This window comes from Enterobacter bugandensis (assembly GCF_900324475.1).
GTDB lineage: Bacteria > Pseudomonadota > Gammaproteobacteria > Enterobacterales > Enterobacteriaceae > Enterobacter > Enterobacter bugandensis.
This window is the reverse complement of the sequence record NZ_LT992502.1, coordinates 2,146,124-2,163,331: the sequence shown is the minus strand read 5'-3', so window position 1 is coordinate 2,163,331 and position 17,208 is coordinate 2,146,124. Positions and strand designations below refer to the sequence as shown.

The 17,208-nt window shown below is 55.9% G+C and carries 15 protein-coding genes; 6 read left to right on the top strand and 9 right to left on the bottom strand.

The genetic code is table 11. From position 1 onward, the window contains the following. Window positions 1-108: 108 nt before the first annotated feature. Entirely contained in the window at window positions 109-1,215 is a 1,107-nt protein-coding gene (locus tag DG357_RS10605) for a GGDEF domain-containing protein (protein ID WP_088205379.1), read from the top strand. 40 nt (window positions 1,216-1,255) lie between these two features. On the opposite strand, the gene DG357_RS10600 is transcribed toward DG357_RS10605, so the two are convergent. Beyond that, window positions 1,256-2,755 carry an aldehyde dehydrogenase family protein gene (locus DG357_RS10600; RefSeq protein WP_047368471.1) on the bottom strand — a complete coding sequence of 500 codons (1,500 nt, stop codon included), beginning with the start codon at window positions 2,753-2,755 and terminating at the stop codon, window positions 1,256-1,258. Window positions 2,756-2,996: 241 nt separating this feature from the next. On the opposite strand from DG357_RS10600, the gene feaR reads away from it, so the two are divergent. Beyond that, the gene (gene feaR, locus DG357_RS10595) at window positions 2,997-3,905 is read left to right on the top strand and encodes a transcriptional regulator FeaR (RefSeq protein WP_088205378.1); all 909 of its coding nucleotides are present in this window, start codon (window positions 2,997-2,999) and stop codon (window positions 3,903-3,905) included. Here feaR and DG357_RS10590 read toward each other — a convergent pair whose 3' ends face one another. From DG357_RS10590 to DG357_RS10575, 4 genes are all read right to left on the bottom strand, one after another. Further along, entirely contained in the window at window positions 3,906-4,223 is a 318-nt protein-coding gene (locus tag DG357_RS10590) for a YdbL family protein (RefSeq protein WP_028013020.1), read from the bottom strand. Between the two features lie 7 nt (window positions 4,224-4,230). Then, window positions 4,231-4,416: a YnbE family lipoprotein gene (locus DG357_RS10585; RefSeq protein ID WP_028013019.1), complete on the bottom strand. Its 186-nt coding sequence runs from the start codon at window positions 4,414-4,416 to the stop codon at window positions 4,231-4,233. Beyond that, window positions 4,413-7,052, bottom strand: coding sequence for a YdbH family protein (locus tag DG357_RS10580; protein WP_088205377.1), 2,640 nt, complete (start codon window positions 7,050-7,052; stop codon window positions 4,413-4,415). Before DG357_RS10580 ends, DG357_RS10585 begins: the two co-directional genes overlap by 4 nt. A gap of 215 nt (window positions 7,053-7,267) precedes the next feature. Beyond that, entirely contained in the window at window positions 7,268-7,591 is a 324-nt protein-coding gene (locus DG357_RS10575; RefSeq protein WP_047365301.1) for a hypothetical protein, read from the bottom strand. A 325-nt stretch (window positions 7,592-7,916) separates the two neighbouring features. Here DG357_RS10575 and DG357_RS10570 point away from each other — a divergent pair, with 325 nt between their 5' ends. Beyond that, on the top strand, window positions 7,917-8,906 hold the full coding sequence (locus DG357_RS10570; RefSeq protein ID WP_028013015.1) for a 2-hydroxyacid dehydrogenase: 990 nt from the start codon (window positions 7,917-7,919) through the stop codon (window positions 8,904-8,906). Between the two features lie 18 nt (window positions 8,907-8,924). On the opposite strand, the gene DG357_RS10565 is transcribed toward DG357_RS10570, so the two are convergent. From DG357_RS10565 to dcp, 3 genes are all read right to left on the bottom strand, one after another. Then, entirely contained in the window at window positions 8,925-10,130 is a 1,206-nt protein-coding gene (locus DG357_RS10565) for an MFS transporter (protein WP_088205376.1), read from the bottom strand. 425 nt (window positions 10,131-10,555) lie between these two features. Continuing rightward, window positions 10,556-12,103, bottom strand: coding sequence for a methyl-accepting chemotaxis protein (locus DG357_RS10560; protein ID WP_063942539.1), 1,548 nt, complete (start codon window positions 12,101-12,103; stop codon window positions 10,556-10,558). Between the two features lie 409 nt (window positions 12,104-12,512). Continuing rightward, window positions 12,513-14,546 (bottom strand): peptidyl-dipeptidase Dcp, encoded by a 2,034-nt coding sequence (gene dcp, locus DG357_RS10555; protein WP_088205375.1) that lies wholly within the window; start codon window positions 14,544-14,546, stop codon window positions 12,513-12,515. Between the two features lie 142 nt (window positions 14,547-14,688). Between dcp and ydfG the strand changes: the two genes are divergently transcribed. Both ydfG and DG357_RS10545 read left to right on the top strand, forming a co-directional pair. After that, window positions 14,689-15,435, top strand: a complete 747-nt coding sequence (gene ydfG / locus DG357_RS10550; protein WP_028013011.1) for a bifunctional NADP-dependent 3-hydroxy acid dehydrogenase/3-hydroxypropionate dehydrogenase YdfG — start codon at window positions 14,689-14,691, stop codon at window positions 15,433-15,435. Window positions 15,436-15,526: 91 nt separating this feature from the next. Continuing rightward, window positions 15,527-16,213 (top strand): GntR family transcriptional regulator, encoded by a 687-nt coding sequence (locus tag DG357_RS10545; protein ID WP_028013010.1) that lies wholly within the window; start codon window positions 15,527-15,529, stop codon window positions 16,211-16,213. 33 nt (window positions 16,214-16,246) lie between these two features. On the opposite strand, the gene DG357_RS10540 is transcribed toward DG357_RS10545, so the two are convergent. Next, on the bottom strand, window positions 16,247-16,678 hold the full coding sequence (locus DG357_RS10540; protein WP_049137926.1) for a universal stress protein: 432 nt from the start codon (window positions 16,676-16,678) through the stop codon (window positions 16,247-16,249). A gap of 288 nt (window positions 16,679-16,966) precedes the next feature. Between DG357_RS10540 and ydfZ the strand changes: the two genes are divergently transcribed. Further along, window positions 16,967-17,170, top strand: coding sequence for a putative selenium delivery protein YdfZ (ydfZ, locus tag DG357_RS10535; protein ID WP_028013008.1), 204 nt, complete (start codon window positions 16,967-16,969; stop codon window positions 17,168-17,170). The last annotated feature ends 38 nt before the right edge of the window (window positions 17,171-17,208 follow it).

The window sequence follows — 17,208 nt, the reverse complement described above, 5'->3', positions numbered from 1 at the left end:
GGCAATTGCCCGGTTTTTTTTGCCCTGGCGTTTGAGGATCGTCCTGGCTTGCTTATAGTTACTGATATCTCACCTGCATGATTTTTCCCCCGGACGGGAAAGGGCTTTATGGAAAAAAGAAAAAAACCGACGCTGGAACGAGCAACCTGGCCGACGCGCCACGCCATGGTTATGCACGGGCTGGCGATGAACCTGCCCTGGCTGGCTTTCGTCAACATCAGCTTCGCCGTGATGATTCTGCTGCGCCATGTTCTGCTTAACGCCAGCGATCCCCTTTATCCCCACTTGCCGCATATGATGAAAATGGTCGACGCTTCGATGCTCGGCATTATTATCCTCTCGGCTGCACTGATCCTTATGGGCTGGCGGCGCATCGCCGGTATCAGCGTAGTGCTGTGTATCTGTAGCGCTATCTGGTCGATATCATGCTTCTGGTTTATCACCGATTTACTGCTGCCCCACGTCTGGCCGCTGTGCGTTATTTTATTACTCGCTGGGTTAACGGCCCTCTACTTTTACCCTGTGGGGTTGCTCGCCTTCGTGCTCCCGCTCTGGATAACCCTGCCGATTGCAAGCTGGGCACTGAATGATGGCCTTAATCTTCACTTCGTTATCATCTGGAGCGTCTTTTCGCTGATCCTGATCTGCGGGCGCTTCATCCTCTTAAGCTGGTTTGACGAGGCCTGGCGACGTAACCAGCAAAACCAGCTGCTGATCTCACGACTGGATGCGCTGGCGCATCAGGATCCGTTAACCACAACCGCCAACCGCCGGAAGATGGAAGTGGTGCTGGAGAACGCGGTTGAGCAGAAGAAACCGTTCTCGCTGATTATGCTGGATATTGACTATTTCAAACGCTACAACGACACCTACGGTCACCAGGCGGGTGACGACTGTCTGACGCGCGTGGCGCGGGTATTGAAGCAGTCAGTGCGAACGCCTGACGATGTGGTGTCACGTTACGGCGGCGAGGAGTTTGTGGTGATCCTGTTTAACTGCCCGGAAAATATCGCGGAAAAAGTTGCGGTACGCATTCAGGACGGCCTGCGCGCGGAGTCGATACCGCACAGCGCGTCATCCGTCAGCGATCGTGTCACCGTGAGTATGGGGATTGCGGGCATGGTCGAGGGGCTTGCGGGTACCGAGATTATTGCCCGCGCCGATGCGGCGCTGTACCGGGCGAAAGAGGCCGGGCGGGATCGGTGGTCGCTGTAAATAAAGCCGGGTGGCGGCTACGCCTTACCCGGCTTGTTTTTTAATACCGCACGCAAACCGACTTGGTTTCGCACCAGCCGTCCAGCCAGTCCGGGCCAAAATCACGTCCTGTACCGGACTGCTTCATCCCGCCGAACGGCAGGTTGGCGTCAATCAGCGTATGGCTGTTCACCCACACGGTACCCGCCTGCAGCCGGTCGGTGTACTCCAGCGCCTTGCTGATATTCTGCGTCCAGACGCTGGCCGTCAGGCCATATTCGGTGTCGTTTGCCAGCTGGAGCGCCTCTTCTCCGTCGGATACCCGCACCAGGTTGACCACCGGACCAAACACCTCTTCTCGGGTTAACCGCAGCGCGGCATCCGGGTTCACCACCAGCGTAGGCGACACGTAATAGCCTTTGCCCTCCGGGCCGCGATTACCGACGATCAGCTCCGCATTGCGCGACGTCGCCTCGTCGAGGAAGGTCTGCACCTTATCGCAGTGGGCGCGCGACACCAGCGGGTTGATAAACGCCTCCGGCGACATGCCCGGCCCGACGCTCAGGGATTTCACCGCCTGTTCGAACCCGCTCACCAGCGTGTCAAACAGCGGCGCTTCAATGTAGATGCGCGAGCTCGCCGCGCACACCTGCCCCTGGTTCAGGAAGCTGCCGGTCATCAGTCCTTCGATCACCCACGCCGGGTCCGCATCCTTGAGTACAATTGCCGGGTTTTTCCCGCCCAGCTCCAGGGTCACTCCGGTTAGCGTGTCCGCCGCCGCGCGGGCAATTTGCTTACCCGTTGCCGTCGAGCCGGTAAAGCTCACCTTTGCAATATGCGGGTGCGAGGTCAGCGCTGCGCCACACACCGCGCCGCTCCCGGTTACCACGTTGAACACCCCGTCAGGGATGCCCGCTTCGCTGGCCAGCTCCGCCACGCGCAGCATGGTTAGCGGCGTGGTTTCAGACGGCTTAATGACGATAGAGCAGCCCGCGGCCAGCGCTGGCATCACTTTCCACATCCCGATCATCAGCGGGAAGTTCCAGGGCACAATCCCGGCCACCACACCAACCGGCTCCTTACGCGTCCACGCCTGGTAGCGCGCACCCTGCGGCAGCGGGATGGAAAGATCGAGGGTTTTGCCCGCAATTTTGGTGGTCAGCCCGGCGGTATAGCGCATCCAGTTGAGGGTGCAGCCCACTTCAAAAGCCCGGGAGATGTTAATTGATTTGCCCTGCTCCAGCGTTTCAAGCTGGGCCAGCTCCTCGCCGTGCTGTTCGACCAGATCGGCGAAATGGAGCAGGATCCGCTCGCGCTCCGCCGGTAATTTTCCGGCCCAGCTGCGGGCGACAAAGGCGCGCCAGCCGGACATAACGGCCCGGTCAACGTCATCGACGCTGGCATCGGCGGTCGAGGCAATCACCTCGCCCGTGGCCGGATTGTAGACATTCAGCCGCTTTTCACTGTCCGACGCGGCCTGACGCCCTTCAATCCACAGGCCGTGGTGTCGGTCTAAAAACTGCTGCACGGCAGGCAGAACAGCCACCTGTGATTCAGACATAGGATACTCCTTCGTTATTCTTCGCAGGGTGTTCATCCAGTCTATGTGGGGTTTTGCATTCTCGCTTTTGTCTCTGTGACATTCGCTTTGCCACCTGTGACAGGTGCCGCAAATCGCGATAATCGCCGCTTATATCGCTGTTACCGGTGAGTGTTCTTTCCTATAGTCAGCCTCATAGCTCTGACAAAATGCAACACAAATGCAACAATGCGAAAACGTTGACGGTGCAGCGAGAGAAACGATGGCGTGTGCAAGCGAGCAGGAACAGTACCAGCAGTGGCTGGCGCAAATTAACCAGGTTTGCGGGCGTTTCAACGCCCAGCCCACCGAAGGCAAATTCTTCGGCGAACTGGAGACCAGCTACGCGCGCAGCCTGAAGCTCAGTACCGTCACCGCCGGCGGCGTTAACCTGTTCCGCTCCCGACGGGAGATCGCACAGAGTAATGATGCCTGGTTCTACACCGTCTTCCAGCTTGAAGGCAGCGCGCAAATTGAGCAGGATGAGCGTCGCGCGGTGCTCAGAACCGGGGATATCACGCTGATTGACGCCTCTCGTCCCTGCTCGATCAACTGGCTGGAAAAGTCCCGCCAGATTTCGCTGCTGGTTCCCCGTCAGATTATCGAGCAGCAGTGCCGCTTTCAGGAGGTAAGCTGCGCGCTCGCCCTTTCCCGCACCTTACCCACGGTACAGCTGAGCCATCGCCTGCTGATGGAGAGTATGAACAACCCCGACCTGAGTGACCGGGAGAGTGAAGCGGCGCTTGAGGCGATGGTCTGCCTGCTGCGCCCCGCGTTCCAGCAGCGCGACGTGATTCAGCCGCGCAAGGAGCGCCAGTTTCAGCACGTTGTGGCGCTGATTGACAACCATATTCAGTCTGAATCGCTGCGTCCGGAATGGATTGCCGCCGAGAGCGGAATGTCCGTACGCAGCCTCTACCGCATGTTTGCCGAGAAGGGGCTGGTGGTAGCGCAGTACATTAAAAACCGTCGTCTGGATCTCTGCGCGCAGGAATTGCAGTCAACCGGCGACGATGAAAAGCTGGCGGGCATTGGCTACAGCTGGGGATTCACCGACCATAGCCACTTTTCAACGGCCTTTAAGCAGCGTTTTGGCGTCTCGCCGGGTGAATACCGCAAGCGCTACCGCTAGCTATTTTTTCAGCCACTTACCGTTAATGCCCTTCACGTACTCGCCCGGCTGCGCGCGGGCCACCAGCTTTTGCCCCGCCATTTTCGCCACTTCATCAACCGGCAAATTATTGCTGTCGGCCAGCTTCTGATAGCTCTCCGTGCGCGCTGCGTTAATGCGATTCACCAGCTCCAGCGTTTCGGCATCCTGTTGGATCGGAGCAAGATAGCCGCTCAGGGTTTCACCCACGCGCCCCTGCGCGCGGGCATCGTTTAAGGTCAGCGCAGCCGCCTGCACGTTTATACTCAGGGCCAGTAAAATCAACGCTAATCGTTTCATGGCATCCTCAGAACAGATCGCTGCGCGATTTCAGCAGGGCTTCAACGTCTTTATCGACCTTGATGTGGATCTCGTGTTCGATTTTGACATTCATATTGATGGTAATCGGCTCCTTTGGCGCAGCGACTTCAATGCGCGGCGTACAGCCAGTCAGTAGCGCGGCAACGGTGAGCGCACCAGCCATCTTTTTCATTGTTGTTCCTCACTTTCCTTGCCAGTCGAACTGCGGAGACCGGGAATCGCCGCGTGTTGCTCAAACCAGGTTTGCAGGTTGTCGCCAAAACGCAGGCTGCGCCACAGGGTAAAGACATTCTCGTCATGGGTGTAGTTCAGATTGACGGAGCTGCTTTTGCCGTCCACGCGGCTGGTCCCCTTGATGGTCGCCTGCATGGTTAATTCACCCAGGTTATCTAAATTGATTCTCGTCCACGACTGCGAAATTTCCATGTAGCGGAGCCAGTTAATCGCTGCGCCCGCGACCATATTATCCTTCACGATGGCGTCTGCCGTATCTTTGTCGATGCGCAGCGTCATTGGCCCCGGGTTGGTCAGCCAGCCATCTTTAATGATCCATTTTTCATTGTCCAGCCAGAACGGCAGCGCCCCGCTCACCGGGCCCGACAGGGTAAACTGCTTCGGGTTGACGGCGCTGATCAGCTCGCTTGAGGAGATATTGTCCACGCGCAGCAGGGCCGGATCGTGCTGCGGCATCCGCAGTTGCTGCATGGTGATCTTCCCGCCGAGCGTTTCCACCTTAACGTTGGTGAGCAGCAGCGGGTTGTCCTCCGTCCAGGGGTAATTCCCCTGCAGGTCCGCGGTAATGTTGCGCGCGGTCACCAGGTTTTCCACTTCGCCAATGCGCAACGTGACCGGGCCGCGCGTGCCCAGGGACCAGGTCCCCTCGCTGAAGCGAAACGGCAGCACAAAATCGACGCCGTTGATCTGGTTGTCCGGCATCCAGGCGCTGCCGGATTTCAGCACGCCGTGTCCGCCCGCCTCAAAGCCCTGATCGGGGGCCGCCGAGAAGGCAACCTGCGCATAGAGTTGTCCATCACGCAGCGTCATTTTCCAGTCCGGCGGAACCAGCGGCTGGAAGACGGTGAGCGACTGTTTCGGCCACCAGGCCTGCCCGCGAAGGCGCACGCCATCCCAGCGTCCGTTCACCTGTACCGGGCCGATGTTGTCCGCATGGAGGTCGCCCTTAAACTGAAAAACAGTCGGGTCGGTACCGTCGACGCTGAAGGTCAGGACCGAGGGCGGCAATACGCTGCCGCCGGAGAACCGGGTTTGCCCGGCATTCAGCGACAGCGCGCCGCTGAATGCAGGTTTTTCGGCATCGCGCAGCCAGCGTACAGGCCGATCCAGCACCAGACGCGGCTTGCTGACCTCCATGGTGCCGTACTGAAGCTTGTCAAAACCGGTGGAGAGCGCCGTCAGTTCAATAAGGTTGTCGCGCCACTCGCCTTTCCCGGCGACATCCCAGCGGGCATGCATCGGCGTAAAGCCGCCTTTTCCCCAGTAGCGCCACTGCCACAGGCCGTTATCAGGTAAAAAGTCGTTGGCCTGACCGTCCAGGTGGAGTTCAAAACCGCCCATCTCGTTTTCATGGGCACGCAGAATAGCCTGCAGACGCCCGTCCACGCCCTTCTGGGTGAGCTTCACGCCCGCCAGCGGCCAGCGGATTTCATCGATATCGAGTGAGTCAATAATGCGCCCGCGCGAGCGGAGCAGCGCGCCGGGCTCAAAAGCAAGCTGCGGTTCATACAGGCTGCCGGTCAGTGTGGCGGGCAATTTGGCGTAAAGAATGAGATCGTTTTGCTTCGCCTCGCCGCTCAGATGCAGCGGCATGTTGCTGTTTTCCATGCTGAGCCTGCCGGGCCCAATGTTCAGTACCGCGTTACCTTTACCCGCATCGCCTTGCGTCAACACGTTCAGTCGTCCGGTCAGGGTGGCTTTCTCCAGCCCCTGCTGCCAGTTGTCGGCGCGAAGGGACACGCGCCCGCTCAGCGGCATACCCGAAAGATCCCAGTTCCAGCGCCCGTCGCTGATGTTCAGCTGTTCCGCCGTGATCTGCCACGGCAGGTCGAGAAGCGGATCGGGGTTATCCCGCGCCATCACCACCAGCTGTCCCTGATTGTCTTCCCAGTCGAGATCGGCATCGACCAGAGACGTTAACTGTGGCACGTTAAAGGTCGCGACCGCATGGCCTTTCACCGGCACGCCGTCCGGCACCAGCGGCAAAATGAACTCGCCCACCAGCTTAATCGGCTGCGGCTGGTCAGGGAGCTGAACATCAAACTGGCTGACCGAGAGCGTCTGGCCGCGAAGCGTGCCTTTGATGCTGACCTGTTCGCCTCGGTAAGCGATCTCCTGGCTGGAGGGCGTCAGTGACGCATTGAGCTCGCCCTGCCACTGCTGCCAGGGCGAGAGCGTCAGACGGTGAATGGTGAGCCAGGTATTGGGCAACACAGCCTGCCATTGTGCCAGCGTTTTGGGGGCGACCGTTGAGGGTGCAGACTGGGGAATTTTGCTCAGGCAGACGGTGTTAAGATCCAGCGCGCCGATATCCAGTTTCCAGCGGCTAGGATGTGACAGTGTCACGTTATCGATGCGGGCAATTTCGCAGTCTTCCACCAGATAGAGAAGATCGGGGATCACCAGCGCGTGGCGAGTCAGTTTTGGGCTTTCTTCGAAAGCAATGCGCGTCCCGACGGGGAGCCAGATCCCGGCGAGCGTCGGCACCCACTGGGCGAGCGTCATCAGCAGCGTCAGCGGCACCAAAATCAACAGCAGTAAAACCGCAATGGCGGCTTTGTATTTACCCTTCATGGGCAGTTAATGTCCTGATTTTTCGAAAGAATTAAGCCGGCAATGCCGAATATTGTCGCATGTTTGGCGGTTGAGTTGAAGTTAACCACAAGATAAAGGATAGATGCTGTAAAGAGTATGAGAAAACTTTTTGCTATGCGTAACCTAAAGAACACATTTTAGATTCAGTGGGTTACGCATTATCTCAGACGTAAAAACGGGAAAACACTGCGTAACTAATACCTGTTCCTGGGCATTGCCAATAGGTAGAGCATGGCAAATATCAACGACCCCCAATACACTGAATCGTACCGCCATGGATCAAAATCGATATGTAAAAAACCGCGAACAAACTCATAGCCGTTGGCAAAAACATTAATCTGGATGGCTGCAATCGCTATCACAAACAGCGTATAGGCAATGAACAATGGATATTTACGGAGCCTATTGACCTTGAGTTTTCCAATCAACAGTAAGAAGAAAACCGCAATAGATGCTATAAAATAGTACAAAACAGGCAACATCGGCGCAGATAAGGATAACTCCACTTGTTGCGACATGCATCATTCTCCCTCTTTTCAGAAACTCATCCGGTTCCTAATATCGTCCCATCACATCCGGAAGGATTGCAGTTTTCATACCCTATTGCCATTCTTTCAAGTAATACCGATATGCGTTTTTCGCACCCGTTACCCACTCCGTTTTGCCCAACCTAATTTGAACCGAGTCGCGCCGAAGATTTCTCGTACTAAGAATATCATGGAGTTAGGGTGTATATATGCTCTAGAATAATTGATAGAACTTATTGAATTCAATAATATTTTAGAAATTGTAAGATAATTTTAATCATGCTAACGTGAATGCAAAATCACTGGAGAAAGTCTTATGAAACTCGCGGTATATAGCACAAAGCAGTACGACAAAAAGTATCTGCAACATGTTAACGAAGCTTACGGGTTTGAGCTTGAATTTTTCGACTTTCTGCTGTCCGAAAAAACCGCCAAAACGGCGCACGGCTGTGAAGGCGTCTGCATTTTTGTTAACGATGACGGCAGTCGTCCGGTGCTGGAAGAGTTGAAAAAGCAGGGAGTGAAGTATATCGCCCTGCGCTGCGCCGGCTTTAACAACGTGGATCTCGACGCGGCAAAAGAGCTGGGTCTGAAGGTGGTTCGCGTCCCGGCGTACTCCCCGGAAGCGGTAGCAGAACATGCGATTGGCATGATGATGTCGCTCAACCGTCGTATTCACCGCGCTTATCAGCGTACGCGTGACGCCAACTTCTCGCTGGAAGGGCTGACCGGCTTTACCATGTACGGCAAAACCGCGGGCGTGATCGGCACCGGTAAAATTGGCGTGGCTGCCCTGCGCATTCTGAAAGGCTTCGGCATGCGTCTGCTGGCATTCGATCCGTACCCGAGCGCCGCAGCGCTGGATCTGGGCGTGGAGTACGTCGACCTGCCAACGCTGTTCTCGCAGTCCGACGTGATCTCCCTGCACTGCCCGCTGACGCCGGAAAACTACCACCTGCTTAACCAGGCGGCGTTTGACCAGATGAAAGACGGCGTGATGATCATCAACACCAGCCGCGGCGGTCTGGTTGACTCTCAGGCTGCTATCGAAGCGCTGAAAACCCAGAAAATTGGCGCGCTGGGGATGGACGTGTATGAGAACGAGCGCGATCTGTTCTTTGAAGACAAGTCCAACGATGTGATCCAGGACGACGTGTTCCGCCGTCTGTCTGCCTGCCATAACGTCCTGTTTACCGGCCACCAGGCGTTTCTGACTGCCGAAGCGCTGATCAGCATTTCGGAAACCACGCTGGGGAATCTTCAGCAGTTAGAAAAGGGTGAACCGTGCCCTAACGAACTGGCTTAAATGCTACGCCGGGTGGGGCTAAGCTTCATCCGGCGCGTTTGTTTCCCAGCTTCGGTGAGCAACGCGCCACCAGAGCAGGACGGCGGCCAGCGCAATCGCGCTCAGGACACTGAATGCCGTCGCAAACGAGTAATGACCGGCGATCGTGCCGGTTAACGCCGGGCTCATGGCTGCCCCCACTCCCTGCATCAGCATCACCACACTCTGCCCGGCATTTACGTGCCCGCTTCCGCGCAGCAGCACCACAATAAACGACGGTACGACGACACCCAGGATCCCGGCGGCGAGACCGTCGAGAATTTGTACCGGGATCATCATTAACGGCGCGTCGGTCGATGCCGCCAGCGCCGCGCGCACCGGCATAACCAGCAGCGCCAGCATAATCAAGCGCCAGTAGCCGTAGCGTTCTATTCGGCCTGCAACCCAGATGGCAACGGGGATCATCACCGCCTGCGAGATGATGACGGTGCCTGCCGCGTACAGGCCAGGGTTGATCGAGGCGGGTGCCGCGGCCACCCTCATGCTCAGCATCGGCAGCAGTGCGGCATTCGCCAGGTGGAACAGCAGTAGCGTCAGCCCGGTCACAAACAGCGCACGGTTTTTAATCAGCACCGCGAAGCCGGGGACAGGAACGCTACCTGAGGATGAAAGCCCTCGCGCCGCATCGTTATCAATGTCCCCATTGCGGATGGCAAGCAGCGCGCAGAGCGTCAGCAGCGTCGTGCTGGTCATCAGCAGGAAAATCCCCCCGACGCCCCAGTACCAGGCAATACCGCCTGCTATCACTGCGGTGACAAAATTACCGCCGTGATTGAACGCCTCGTTTTTGCCCATCTGCACGCTGAACCCGCGCTGGCCGGTCAGGCCCAGCGTAATCCCGGCGATGAGCGGCCCGACAAACGCCGCGCAGATGCCGGTGACCATTTGTGAGACGGCAACAACGCTGGTCTGCTGGCTAAACCAGAGCAGCAGCGTGCTGAGAGTGATCAAAGTGCAGAGCAGCGCCAGTACGGCGCGTTTGTTCCGCGAAGTGTCAGTAATTACCCCCGCCGGGAGCGTAGCCAGCAATCCCGCCAGCCCACCGGCAGTCATCAGGATGCCGATATCATCGGGACTCCAGTGGCGTTCTGTCAGAAAGATACCGAGAAAAGGACCAAGGCCATCACGGACATCCGCAATGAAAAAACTTGTCAGGCATAACGCCCGCAGCGAACGAAGAGACATACTTCCTGCCTGTAAATTATCCGGCTCGCGTTTCGCGATGACCCGCGTCCAGACGATCGTACAATAAAATTAAAAATGTAGCGTAGCGCTGCTTATTGAAAATCAGATGACGGCCCAAAAGACCGGATTAACCAGGGAAGCTACGCGTCACACCAGCCTCCAACGAGCTGTAGCAAAATGTGAATAGCCGCCGGGAACATCAACAGGAAGAGTAAAACTGTCACCACAGCAATCGCCATCAGAAACTCCTTTTAAATTTTCGTATTACGAAATCGTAGTCAGTATTTTTAATTTGTCACTGACGCTCGGCTATTTTCTTCATTATTCACGGGGACGCCCCTTTTTATTAGCGCCCCCGTTGCTGGTTTGATTAAAATTCGCGTTTAAAACGCCGGAGCTTTACCTTTTGATTATGCTTTTGCTGCTCAAATAGCAAAGTTTTCCGTCATCTGCTTCAGTGCCCTGGACTGCTCGGTCAGCGCCTGCGATGCCGCTGCGGACTGCTCAACGAGCGCCGCATTACCCTGCGTCACGCCATCCATCTGGGTGACAGCTGCGCTGATTTGCATGATGCCCTGCATTTGCTCAACCGAGGCCATTGAAAGACTGTCCATAGTTTCAGCAAGCGTAGCCACGTTGCTCGCAGCCCGCAAAATCGTCTCTGCCGTTCTGGATGCCACCGACACACCGTTATCGACATCCTCAACGGCATGCTCAATCAGCGCCCCAATTTCTTTGGACGCCGTTGCGCTGCGCTGAGCGAGATTTCTGACTTCCGTCGCCACCACGGCGAAGCCACGACCATGCTCACCGGCACGTGCAGCCTCGACCGCCGCATTCAGCGCCAGAATATTAGTCTGGAAAGCAATCCCTTCTATAACGCTGGTGATTTCCTTTATCTTCAGGGCGTTAGCCGAGATATTCTGCATCGTTTCGCTCATTTCGCCCACGGCAGACTCACCTTCACGTGCCAGTGCTTCCGTCTTTCTTGCTGACGTTGCCGTATGCTCCGCGACCTCGGTATTGTTCCGAACGGTCATCGTCAGCTGTTCCATGCTGGCGGCAGTCTGCTGCAACGCCGCGGCCTGCTCCTCGGTACGAGACGATAACTCCATATTGCCCTGCTCGATCTCACCGGCAGCCAGATCCACCGACGTCGCGGCCTCTTTGATTTCAGTGACAAGGGTTTTCAACTGGGTCTGCATGTTGTCCAGAGCCGCAAGCAGCGTGCCGGTTTCATCCATCCGGGTAATACGTATGGTTGAGGTGAGATCGCCGGCGGCAATGGTGTTCGCCGTATTCACGGCCTGCTTTAGCGGTCGGAGAATACTGCGCGACAGCAAAATGCCCGTCAGCAGCGCGGTGACAACCGCCGCAATCATTCCCAGGATTATCATCATGCGCGTACGGAAGCGTTCTTCAGCCAGTCGGGTTTGACGTTCAGCCATAATGCGGTACTCGTCGTTCAGCGCTTGCTGAATAACACCCCGCATGGCGTCCATTTGCTCTTTTCCGGTATTACGCTCCAGGCTACTGATGAACGCATCCATCTCTTCGCCCCCGCGGGATACACTCTCTCTTCGCTGGATTAACGGCAGCGCAAATGACCTTTTCCATTCTTCTTCAAGCCTGGAGAGGGTGGTTAATTTTTGCTGCTGCGACGGGTTATCACGCGTAAGCCCTGCAATTTCGTCAACTTTGCTTTTAAACCTCTCATCCCCCTGCGTGAAGGGTTGAAGAACGTCCTGATTACCGGTGAGCGCAAAACCGCGAATGCCGGTTTCCATGTTGATCAGGTTTTCGGTTACGGAGCGAAGGTTATCGACCACTTTATAGCTATGAACGTTGAGCTTGCTGACGGCCGTCACTCTGTCAAAGCTCAAATAGAGCAGCCCGCAGACGACTGACATTAAAACCACAATTGCGCCAAATGCTATGGTAAGCCGGGTGCCGATGTTGAGATTTTTAAACATGACTCTTCCTTAATAATTAGCATAGGTTCATCTTCTGGAGATGAATTTTAATAACGGCTTATTTTTTGTGGTTAATGGAAATGGGTTTCCACCACGACCACACCCATGCTAATCGGCAGAGAAAATTAATACTTTAGGCTGAGATAAAAATATAATAATCATCTTTTTGCGATGATTCTTATATGCAATTAACGGCCATGTTTCAGTCAGCATAAATAATTAAATAAACTTGCGAGCATTATAAAATTGAGATTGGTAAAAGCGCCTAAATTTAAGCACATTTAATATAAATATATTTCAAAGCATTAATAAATGTAAATTTTAGTTCTTTTTTTGACCATTTTTGGGCTTTCAGACCTATAAAAAAACCGGGCGCGAGGCCCGGTTATCTTCTTAGCTAAAAGTGACTTTATGCGCTCAGCCCGCGATTCTCCAGCATCGGTTCAATCTTCGGATCGTGTCCGCGCCAGTTTCGATAAAGTTCGGCTAAATCAGCGCTGTTGCCGCGAGACAAAATCGCCTCACGGAATTTCTGCCCGTTTTCACGCGTCAATCCACCCTGCTCCACGAACCACTGATAGCCATCGTCCGCCAGCATTTGCGTCCACAGGTAGGCGTAATACCCCGCCGCGTAGCCGCCGCCGAAGATATGGGCAAAGTAGCTGCTGCGATAGCGCGGCGGTACAGCGGGCAGATCCAGCCCCTCTTTTTTCAACGCCGCGGCTTCGAATTCTTCAACGCTCGACACGGCCTCGCTGATGCCGTGCCAGTTCATGTCCAGCAGCGCCGCACTCAGCAGCTCCGTCATGTCATAACCCTTGTTGAAATGGGTTGCGTTGAGCATGCTTTCCCGCAGCGCGTCCGGCATGGGGTCACCGGTTTCGTAATGACGGGAATAGTGGCTAAACACCTGAGGATGGCTGGCCCAGTGCTCATTAATTTGCGACGGGAATTCAACGAAATCACGCGGCGTATTGGTACCGGACAGCGTGGCGAAGCGCTGGCTGGCAAACAGACCGTGCAGGGTATGGCCAAACTCGTGGAACAGGGTTATCACGTCATCCCAGGAGAGAAGCGCGACGCCGCCGTTACCCGGCTTTTGGTAGTTGCAGACGTTGTAGATCACCGGGCGGGCAGCAAACTCAAAGGACTGCTCGATGAAATTGCCCATCCAGGCCCCGCCCTGCTTGGAATCGCGGGCGAAGAAGTCGCCGTAAAACAGCGCCATGCCCTCACCGGTATGGTCAAAAATTTCCCATACGCGGACGTCAGGGTGATAAACCGGAATGTCGAAACGCTCCACAAAACGAATGCCAAACAGCTGGCTGGCCGCCCAGAATACGCCATCCTGCAATACGGTATTGAGCGCAAAATAGGGTCGAATTTGCGATTCATCGAGGGCATATTTCGCCTGACGCACGCGCTCGGCATAAAAGGCCCAGTCCCAGGCCTGCACGGTGAAGCCACCCTGCTCGTCATCAATGACCTTCTGAATATCGGCCTGCTCGCGTTCCGCGCGGGCACGCGCGGCGGGCACAATCCCGCGCATAAATTCCAGCGCGGCGGCCGGGGTTTTCGCCATCTGGTCGGCGATGCTCCAGCTGGCGTAATCCTCAAAGCCGAGCAGACGGGCCTGGCGCGCCCGCAGCGCCGTAAGGCGCAGGATCAGCGTGCGGGTGTCGTTTTCATCCCCTTTCTGGGTGCGCGTCCAGCCGGCGTTGAACAGGTTTTCGCGCGTCTGCCGATTGCGCAGCGCGGCTAGCGCAGGCTGCTGTGTCGTATTCAGGAGCGGGATCAGCCAGCGGTCGTTAAGCCCTTTTTCCGCGGCGGCCTGCGCCGCGGCGGCAATCTCTTCGGCGCTAAGGCCTTCAAGCTGGTGCGCGTAATCCACCACCAGCCCGCCCGCGTTGTTAGCGGCCAGCAGGCGCTGGTTAAACTGGCTGGTCAGGGACGCGGCCTCGGTATTCAGCGCCTTCAGCTCGGCTTTTTCCGCTTCATTCAGGCGCGCGCCGGCCAGAATAAAGCGCTGGTACGTCTCCTCGACCAGCCGACGGGATTCGGCATCCAGCGCGGCGCGGTCCTGCCAGACGCTCTCGACGCGGGCGAAAAGAGTGTCGTTCAGCCAGATGTCGTTCGCCAGCGCGGCAAGTTCGGTGGAGAGTTGCTCCTCCAGTTCCTGCAGGTACGCATTAGTGTGCGCGGAGGTCATGGCGAAGAAAACGCTGCTGACGCGCGCAAGCATGACGCCGCTTTTCTCCAGCGCCAGCACGGTGTTAGTGAAGTCTGGCGCAGCGGTGTGAGAGACTATCGCCTCTATGTCCGCCCGCTTCTGGCGAAGCGCTTCATCGAAGGCCGGACGATAATGCTCGTCTTTGATGGTATCAAAATGGGGAGCCTGGTAAGGCAGCAGGCTGATGTCAAAAAAGGGGTTGGTGGCCGTCATCTTTCACTCCTCCGAACGAATATCTTCCCAGAGTAGGCCAGGCCGCCATCGCCTGCAACGCCGTCATACAAATGTTGCCTTAACGCACCCTCTGCGGGCGTGCTATGTTAGTACCACACAAAAAGCGTTGAGGAACAGTGAGATGATTATTTTAGTTACCGGGGCAACGGCAGGTTTTGGTGAAAGCATCACGCGTCGCTTCGTCGCCAACGGGCATAAGGTGATTGCAACGGGCCGTCGTCAGGAGCGCCTGCAGGAGCTGAAGGACGATTTAGGTGACAGCATCCTGACCGCGCAGCTGGACGTGCGTAACCGTGCGGCCATTGAAGAGATGATTGCCAGCCTGCCGGCAGAGTGGCGTGCCATCGACGTGCTGGTCAACAACGCCGGTCTGGCGCTGGGCATGGAGCCTGCCCACAAAGCCAGCGTTGAAGACTGGGAAAACATGATCGACACCAACAACAAAGGGCTGGTCTACATGACCCGCGCGGTGCTGCCGGGCATGGTCGAGCGCAACCGCGGCCACATTATCAACATCGGTTCTACCGCCGGGAGCTGGCCTTACGCGGGCGGTAATGTCTACGGCGCGACCAAAGCGTTTGTGCGCCAGTTCAGCCTGAACCTGCGCACCGACCTGCACGGTACCGCCATTCGCGTCACCGATATCGAGCCGGGGCTGGTAGGCGGCACCGAATTCTCCAACGTGCGCTTCAAGGGCGATGATGCGAAAGCGGATAAAACCTACGAAAACGCCAACGCCCTGACGCCGGAAGACGTCACCGAAACGGTCTGGTGGGTCGCAACGCTGCCAAAACACGTCAACATCAATACCGTGGAAATGATGCCGGTCAGCCAGAGTTTTGCCGGACTTAGCGTCCATCGTGGCTAAATAAGCCCTTCCCGGCCCGCGGGCCGGGTCTGTTTCGGGTCATAAAAGAATGGTAGTATGTTCGGGCTAACTCTCTGAGAAATGACAACTCATGGCCGCTGAATCGCAACTCAATCCCACCCAGCCCGTAAACCAGCAAATCTATCGCATTTTGCGACGTGATATTGTCCATTGCCTGATCCCACCGGGAACGCCGCTTTCTGAAAAAGAGGTCTCCGTGCGTTTTGACGTGTCCCGTCAGCCGGTGCGTGAAGCGTTTATTAAGCTTGCGGAGAACGGCCTGATTCAGATCCGCCCGCAGCGCGGCAGCTACGTGAACAAAATTTCACTCTCACAGGTGCGCAACGGCTGTTTCGTACGCCAGGCGATTGAATGCGCTGTGGTGCGCCGTGCCGCGACGCTCATTAATGACAACCAGTGTTACCTGCTGGAGCAAAACCTGCATCAGCAGCGCATTGCGATTGACCGTAAACAGCTCAACGATTTCTTCCAGCTTGATGATGAGTTTCACCAGAAGCTGGCGCAAATTGCAGACTGCCAGCTGGCCTGGGATACCATCGAGAATATCAAGGCCACCATTGACCGGGTGCGCTACATGAGCCTCGATCACGTCTCCCCGCCGGAAATGCTGCTCCGCCAGCATCACGATATTTTCAGCGCGCTGGAAAAACGCGACCCGGACGGCGTGGAAAAAGCGATGACCCTGCATCTGCAGGAGATAGGCGAATCCGTGCAGCTTATTCGTCAGGAAAATAGCGAGTGGTTTAGCGAAGAGTGATATTTGCCGCCCTTTTCGCGGGCGGCGCCGTAATTAGCGAACGACTAACACCGGAATTGTGGCGTAGCGCAGAATAGATTCCGCATTTGACCCCAGCAGATGAGTGGTGATGCCCGGTTTTTTTGACCCGATGACAATCACGTCATATTCCCCTTCTTTGCTCAGCTTGATAATTTCATCGCGGACGCTGCCAAAACGAACCAGAGTGTGAATATTCTCCGGGGAGATATCGAACAGTCGTTTTAACTCGTTCATTTTCTTCCCGGATTCTGCGCTCATATACTCTTCAAACTTTTTAATATCGGCGTTGAATCCGCGCAGCAGAGACCGACTGCTGGCAGGCAGAATATTGACCAGGGTAATCGACGCGCCCTCGGCCTTCGCGAGGTTAGCCGCGTGGCGAACCGCTTTGTCGCTTAAATCCATTTCAAACACGTCAACAGGCATCAAAATCTTCTTATACATAAGCCTGACTCCTTATTCCGATGAAGGGTTATTTCCTGCAACCAGAATGGCATCGGGAATATAAACCAATCCTCAACGCTTCCCCGTAGAAACTATCAATAAGTGAAAATTACGGTCTGCTTTGTAAATTGCCGTCGTGAAGCGTCAATGCCCCATGTAATAAAGAAAAAAGTGTGAGTTTGATCAAAAACAAAAACATGACTGGCAGACAGGCGTATTTATAGTGCCCCGTGAACGGCAAAACCTGAAATAGCGCCGTAACGGATAGTTTAGAGAGGAGAAAATACCATGATGACATACGACCGTAACCGCAATGCAATCACCACCGGCAGCCGCGTCATGATTAGCGGCACCGGCAAAACCGGCGTGATTAAGGCGATCCACAGCGACGGGCTGGATGCCGCGCAGGTGCGCCGTGGCAAAACGGTGGAAGTGGAAGGATGCGAAGGTAAGTTCGAACCAATTGAACTGATTCGTCTGGGTATGCACTAAATTGTGCGCCAACATGCCGCCGCGAACGGCGGCATGTG